This window comes from Actinoplanes sp. KI2 (genome assembly GCF_025630775.1).
Lineage (GTDB): Bacteria > Actinomycetota > Actinomycetes > Mycobacteriales > Micromonosporaceae > Actinoplanes.
Genome location: NZ_JAOSZE010000075.1, coordinates 23,531 through 29,883, shown reverse-complemented (window position 1 = coordinate 29,883; position 6,353 = coordinate 23,531). Strand labels below are relative to the sequence as shown.

The window sequence follows — 6,353 nt, the reverse complement described above, 5'->3', positions numbered from 1 at the left end:
CCCGTTACGAACGGTTGTTGTTCGCAATGCTGGCAGCTGTTTCGGTGGTCATAGCGGAGGGGAAACGCCCGGTCTCATTCCGAACCCGGAAGCTAAGCCCTCCAGCGCCGATGGTACTGCACCCGGGAGGGTGTGGGAGAGTAGGACGCCGCCGGACTCAACGTGACAGACGAGGGCCACCCCGGACGGGGTTGGCCCTCGTCTGCGTTTGTGCGTCCGGCCCCTAGTAACTTTGAGTGTCAAGGCAGAGCCCCGTTTGGCTGGGCCGCCGTATCGGAAGGATTGATCCGTGACTACAGGACCGCACGACGGCGGCTCCAGCAACCGCGACGACGAGGGCCGGCCCGGCCGCGGTCGGGATGGCGACTCGCACTCGCGCGGCGGACGATCCTCCGGCGGCCGTGACGACCGCGGCGGCTACCAGGGCGGCAGCCGAGGCGGGTACCAGGGCGGCGGCCGCGGCGGGGACCGTGACCGTGGTGGCTATCGCGGTGGCGACCGTGACCGCGGCGGCTACCAGGGTGGCGGCGGCCGGGACCGCGGTGGCGACCGTGACCGCGGCGGCTACCAGGGCGGCGGGGACCGCGACCGTGGCGGCTATCGCGGCGGCGACCGTGACCGGGCCGGCTACCAGGGCGGCCGTGATCGGGGCGGGTTCCGCTCCGATCGGCCGTCGGGCGGCGACCGGGGCGGCTATCGCTCGGACCGTCCGCAGGGTGGTGACCGTGACCGCGGGGGCTACCAGGGCGGCGGGTCCCGCGGCGGCGACCGTGACCGCGGGGGCTACCAGGGCGGCGGCTACCGAGGTGGGGACCGTGACCGGGGTGGTGATCGGGGCGGGTTCCGTTCGGATCGGCCGCAGGGTGGCGGTTACCGCGGTGGCGACCGTGACCGGGCCGGCTACCAGGGCGACCGTGACCGGGGTGGGTTCCGCTCCGACCGGCCGTCGGGCGGCGACCGGGGCGGGTACCGCTCGGATCGTCCGCAGGGTGGTGACCGGGGCGGGTACCGATCCGATCGTCCGCAGGGTGGTGACCGGGGCGGGTATCGCTCGGACCGTCCGCAGGGTGGCGACCGTGGCGGATATCGCGGCGGCGACCGGGACCGGTCCTACGGTGACCGGCCGCAGGGCGACCGCGGTGGGTTCCGCGGGGGCGATCGGGAGCGTGGCGGCTACCAGGGTGGTGGCGGCGACCGCGGTGGTTACCGCGGCGATCGGCCGCAGGGCGACCGCGGCGGGTTCCGGGACGACCGTGGCGGCTTCCGCGGCGGGGACCGGGGTGGCTTCCGGGACGACCGGGGTGGCGACCGCGGCGGGTTCCGGGGTGACCGGGGAGGCTTCCGGGACGATCGGGGCGGCGACCGGGGTGGTTTCCGCGGCGATCGGGACTTCCGGGGCGGGCCGGAGCGGCGTGGCTTCCGCAGTGACCAGGAGCAGGGCGAGGAGCAGCGCGGCTTCCGGGACGACCGGGACCGCGACGAGGCTCCGGGCGGCGAGCGGGCCCCGCAGGCGCCGGAGATCCCTGACGAGATCGTCGCGAGCGACCTCGACCAGGAGGTGCGCGCCGAGCTGCTGTCGTTGAGCCGGGAGGTGGCCGACAAGGTCGCCCGGCATCTCGTGGCCGCCGGCCAGATCATCGACGAGGACGCCGAGCTCGCGCTGGAGCACGCGAAGGCGGCGCGGCGGCTCGCGTCCCGGATCGCTGTCGTGCGTGAGGCGGTCGGTCTCGCCGGGTACGCGGCCGGGGACTGGAGCACCGCGATCTCCGACCTGCGCGCCTATCACCGGATGACCGGCAGCCAGACGCATCTGGCCGAGATCGCCGACAGCGAGCGGGCGCAGGGTCACCCGGAGCGGGCGATCGACCTGTACCGCGGCGCCGACATCGAGAAGCTGGACAAGTCGAGCGCGATCGAGCTGCTGATCGTGGCGGCCGGCGCCCGCGGCGACCTGGGCCAGCACGACGCGGCCGTGGCGATGCTGCAGGTCCGCGAGCTGACCACCGACGACGACGCGGACTGGGCCGCCAGGCTGCGGTACGCCTACGCCGACGCGCTGCTCGCCGCCGGCCGCCGCGAGGAGGCCCGCGAGTGGTTCTCCCGCGCCGCGGCCGTCGACGAGGACCAGCTGACCGACGCCACCGAGCGGCTGCTGGAGCTCGACGGCATCACGATCGAGGGCGACGAGGAGGACGACGTCGAGGAGTTCGAGGCCGAGGACCGCGCCGCCGACGAGGACCGCGCCGCCGACGAGGACTTCGACGACGAGGACGACGAGGACTTCGACGACGAGGGCGAGCGTTCGGCCCGCGACGACTTCGACGAGGACGACGAGGACTTCGACGAGGACGAGGACGAGGACGACGACTTCGAGGACCAGGACGACCGTCGTGAGGACGAGGACGACCGTCGTGAGGACGACCGTCTCGAGGACGCCGACGAGCTCTCGGCCCGCGGCGACGGCCTGCCCGACGACAACGACTTCGACGACGAGGACGACGACCTCGACGAGGACGACCTGAGCGAGGTCGACGCCAAGGCCAAGGCCGAGGACGACGACTTCGACGACGAGGCCGACCTCGACCCCGAGTCGGACACGCCGGCCGACCGGGGCGACAGCCCAACCTCCGGCCCGGACGAGAAGCGGCGCTGACGCCCGTCGGCGTGGCCGGGCGGGCCCCAAGTGGGCCGGCTCGGCTTGGAGCGGGGTGACTCGGCCGGCTCGGCTTGCGGCCGGGGTGACCCGGCCGGCTCGGCGTACGGCCGGGGTGACCCGGCCCGCTCGGCTTATGGCGGTGTGACCCTTTTCGGCATCGCTTGCGGCGGGGTGACCCGGTCGGCTTGGCTGGGCGGTGCGGGTAATCCGGATGCGGGCGGCTGGGCGAGAGGCGGGCGGCGTGGGCGACGAGCTGGTGGGCGGCTATGACCTGGTCATCTTTGATCTGGATGGGGTTGTCTACCTGATCGACAAGCCGATTCCGGGAGCCGCCGAGGCGATCGAGCGGCTGCGTGCGGACGGGGTGCACGTCGCGTACGCGACCAACAACGCCTCTCGCCGTGCGGGCGACGTCGCCGCGCTGCTGACCGGGATGGGTGTGCCGGCTACCGCGGACGAGGTGCTCAACTCGGCCGGGGCGGCGGCCGCGATGCTCGCCCGGCGGCTGCCGACCGGTGCCCCGGTGCTGGTCGTCGGGGCCGAGGCGCTGCGGGCCGAGGTGCGGGACGCGGGGCTGGCGCCGGTGTCGACGTTCGAGGACAAGCCGGCCGCGGTGGTGCAGGGCTACGGGCCGGACGTCGACTGGCGGATCCTCGCCGAGGCTGCGCTGTCGGTGCGCGCCGGCGCGACCTGGGTCGCCACCAACACCGACCGGACGCTGCCCAGCCCGCGCGGGCCGCTGCCGGGCAACGGGTCGCTGGTCTCGGTGCTGCGTACCGCGCTGGACCGGGAGCCGGACCTGGTGGTGGGCAAGCCGGAGCCGGCGTTGTTCACCACGGCGGCGTCGCTCTCGGGGGCACGGCGCCCGCTGGTCGTGGGTGACCGGCTGGACACCGACATCCAGGGTGCGGTCGGCGCCGGCATGGACTGCCTGCTGGTGCTGACCGGGGTGAGCGGGCCGGCCGACGTGCTGGCGGCGCCGCCGGAGCGTCGTCCGACGTTTGTGGCCGCCGATCTGGGTGGGCTGTTCCGGCCGGGCGGCGACGCGCGGCTGCCGCTGGCGGAGTCCGAGGCCGGCGGGTGGCGGGTGACGCGGAACGGCGACCGGGCGACGCTGGACGGCGACGGCGACCCGGTGGTGGCGCTGCGCCTGCTGTGCGCGGTGACCTGGAACGGGGTGCCCGTGTCGGGGCTCGAGCCGGCTTCCGCGGCGGCGGCGAAGCTCCTGGAGAGCTGGCGGCGGTAGCTTTGCCCTCGCGTACCGGAAAAGCCTTTGATCTTTGAATTGGCGGACGAGCGGGCGCGATCTGCGTTGATGATGGGGTATGCCGTTCGCTGTTTCCGGTCTGCCTCGGGGCGCGCGGCTGACCGAGGCGTCCTGGCATTCCCGCCATCGCATCGTGCTCACCCTGCTCTGGTTGCACGTGCCGGCGTTTCTGCTGATCTCGGTGCTCGGGCCGCGGCCGCTGCTGGAAGGGATCCTGCTGACCACCGGGGTGGGCCTGATCGCCGCGGTCGTCCCGATGCTGCCCTCGATCGGCTCCAAGTCGACGCTCACCGGCGTCGGACTGGTCGTCTGCACATTCGTCCTCATCGAACTGTGCGGCGGCGCGATGACGTCACACATCCATCTGTACGCGGTGCTGATCTTTGTGGCGCTCTATCAGCAATGGTGGCCGCTGGTCTTCGCGGTGCTGGCGGTGGTGGTGCATCACGGGATCTTCGGCGTCATCGCGCCGGAGCGCGTGTTCGGGATGGATCTGAGCGTGGGCGGTGCGATCGGGATGGTGGCCATCCACGCGGGGCTGGCCGCGCTCGAGGTGTTCGGGATCGTGGTGTTCTGGCACTTCGCGGAGCAGACCGAGCGGGAGAACGAGCTGCTCGCCCAGGAGGCGGAGCACGCCCGGCAGGCGACCGAGCAGGCCGAGCGGCACGCTCGCGAGCTGGCGGCCGCCGATCTGCACCAACGGTCGGAGATGGCGGCGGCGCAGGCCCGGGAGATCACCGAATCGGTGGCGTCGATCAGCGCGGAGGCGCACGCGGCGATCCGGGCGGTCGGCGAGGTCGACCGGAAGCTGGCGGGCCTCACGTCCTCGGTGCGGGAGATCGCGGCGCAGTCGGGGCAGGCCGCGGAGACTGCGGCGAGCGGCAAGGAGGCGGCGTCGTCCGCGGGTGACAAGGTACGCCTGCTGGAGCGCTCGGTCGGGGAGATCGCGGAGGTGAACGCGTTCATCGCGTCGCTCGCCGATCAGACGAACCTGCTCGCGCTGAACGCCACGATCGAGGCGGCCCGGGCCGGCGAGGTGGGCAAGGGGTTCGCGGTCGTGGCCGGCGAGGTCAAGGATCTCGCGCGGGAGACGGCGACGTCGGTCGGCAAGGTCAACGAGGTGATCGAGGCGATCGTCGCGGAGACGGACGACGTGGCGCAGACGTTCGCGTCGACCACGAATGCTGTCGGCGACATTCACGAGCTGCAGTTGACGATCGCGCGCTCGGTCGAGGAGCAGGCGGCCGTGCTCGCCGACATCACCGGTCAGCTGTCGCAGGCGACCACGGCCGCGGATCAGGTGTTGGCCGGGCTCGACCGGCTCTCCGCGGGTTGATCCCCGTGGATCGAGAGGTCCGATTCCCGCCAGCCTTGGACCCCTCGGGCGGGTGAGCATCGAGGCATGCATCTGGTACCCGGACTCAAGGTTCTCTACTTCGGCACGCCGGTCGTGCTGGTCAGCACCCGCAACCCGGACGGCACCGCGAACCTCGCGCCGATGTCGTCCGCCTGGTGGCTCGGCCAGTCCGCGATGCTCGGCATGGGCGACAACAGTCAGACCGCGGCCAACCTGCAGCGCAGCGGCGAGTGCGTGCTCAACCTGCCGTCGTCGGCGATGGTGGACGCGGTCGACCGGATCGCGCTCACCACCGGCAAGAGCGAGATCACCGGTTACAAGCTGGCGCAGGGCTATCGGCACGTGGCGGACAAGTTCGCGCTCGCCGGGCTCACCGCGCAGGAGTCGGACCTGGTCGCGCCGCCGCGCGCCCGGGAGTGCCCGATCCAGCTGGAGTGCACCGTGACCAGGGTTACACCGTTCGGGGGACCCGAGGTCAGCGCGCACGGATACGAGGTGCGGGTGCTGCGGGCGCACGTCGACGAGGAGATCGTGATCCCGGGGACGGCGTACGTGGACCCGCTGCGCTGGGATCCGCTGATCATGAAATTCTGCGACTTCTTCGGCGGCGGGGAGAACGTGCACCCGTCCCGGCTGGCCGAGGGATGGCGAATGCCTAGAGCAGCTTCCGTAGCTTGAGCAGGTCGAACGGGTTCGCCTTCACGCTGATCTGGCGGGACGCGATCGCCCGGGTCACGTCGAGCTCGCCGGCGAGCAGGGCGACCAGGTCGTCACTCTTCGCGGTCAGCGCGATCTTCGCCGTCGGGTCGTCGCCGTCGGCGATCTCGAGCAGCCGGCCGCCGCTCAGCCGCCCGTGGAAGGCCGTGCCGAGATCGGGGACCCGGCAGGCGAGCGTACGCTCGAGGTCGAGCTTGCCCTGGGCCTCCGCGTTCCGGTCGAGCTTGGCCGCGAGGCCGTGCAGCGCGGTCCGGCATTCGTCCACCGTGGCCATCTGACACCCTTTCGCCGCGACACCGCTTGCCGTAGCGCACGGTACCTCAGTGGGCGCGCGAATCGCCCGGTAGCGTGACACC

At 72.6% G+C, this 6,353-nt stretch carries 6 protein-coding genes and 1 rRNA gene; 5 read left to right on the top strand and 2 right to left on the bottom strand.

Annotated elements, in window-relative coordinates; translation table 11 throughout:
• Positions 1 to 40 precede the first annotated feature (40 nt).
• Positions 41 to 157, top strand: a 5S ribosomal RNA gene (rrf, locus tag ODJ79_RS44365).
• 66 nt (positions 158 to 223) lie between these two features.
• Here the strand turns inward: rrf and ODJ79_RS44360 are convergent.
• Entirely contained in the window at positions 224 to 1,615 is a 1,392-nt protein-coding gene (locus ODJ79_RS44360; protein WP_263029765.1) for a hypothetical protein, read from the bottom strand.
• Between ODJ79_RS44360 and ODJ79_RS44355 the strand changes: the two genes are divergently transcribed.
• The 4 genes from ODJ79_RS44355 to ODJ79_RS44340 all read left to right on the top strand — a co-directional run bounded on the left by ODJ79_RS44355 (position 1,580) and on the right by ODJ79_RS44340 (position 5,958).
• Positions 1,580 to 2,653 carry a hypothetical protein gene (locus ODJ79_RS44355; RefSeq protein ID WP_411267441.1) on the top strand — a complete coding sequence of 358 codons (1,074 nt, stop codon included), beginning with the start codon at positions 1,580 to 1,582 and terminating at the stop codon, positions 2,651 to 2,653. The two genes, ODJ79_RS44360 and ODJ79_RS44355, sit on opposite strands and share 36 nt — an antisense overlap.
• Before the next feature lie 214 nt (positions 2,654 to 2,867).
• Positions 2,868 to 3,902 carry an HAD-IIA family hydrolase gene (locus ODJ79_RS44350; protein WP_263029764.1) on the top strand — a complete coding sequence of 345 codons (1,035 nt, stop codon included), beginning with the start codon at positions 2,868 to 2,870 and terminating at the stop codon, positions 3,900 to 3,902.
• Between the two features lie 79 nt (positions 3,903 to 3,981).
• Positions 3,982 to 5,259 (top strand): methyl-accepting chemotaxis protein, encoded by a 1,278-nt coding sequence (locus ODJ79_RS44345; protein ID WP_263029763.1) that lies wholly within the window; start codon positions 3,982 to 3,984, stop codon positions 5,257 to 5,259.
• A gap of 66 nt (positions 5,260 to 5,325) precedes the next feature.
• Positions 5,326 to 5,958, top strand: coding sequence for a flavin reductase family protein (locus ODJ79_RS44340; protein WP_263029762.1), 633 nt, complete (start codon positions 5,326 to 5,328; stop codon positions 5,956 to 5,958).
• On the opposite strand, the gene ODJ79_RS44335 is transcribed toward ODJ79_RS44340, so the two are convergent.
• A complete protein-coding gene (locus ODJ79_RS44335) occupies positions 5,936 to 6,271 on the bottom strand; it encodes an SCP2 sterol-binding domain-containing protein (RefSeq protein WP_263029761.1) in 336 nt (111 codons plus the stop codon). The two genes, ODJ79_RS44340 and ODJ79_RS44335, sit on opposite strands and share 23 nt — an antisense overlap.
• Between the last annotated feature and the right edge of the window lie 82 nt (positions 6,272 to 6,353).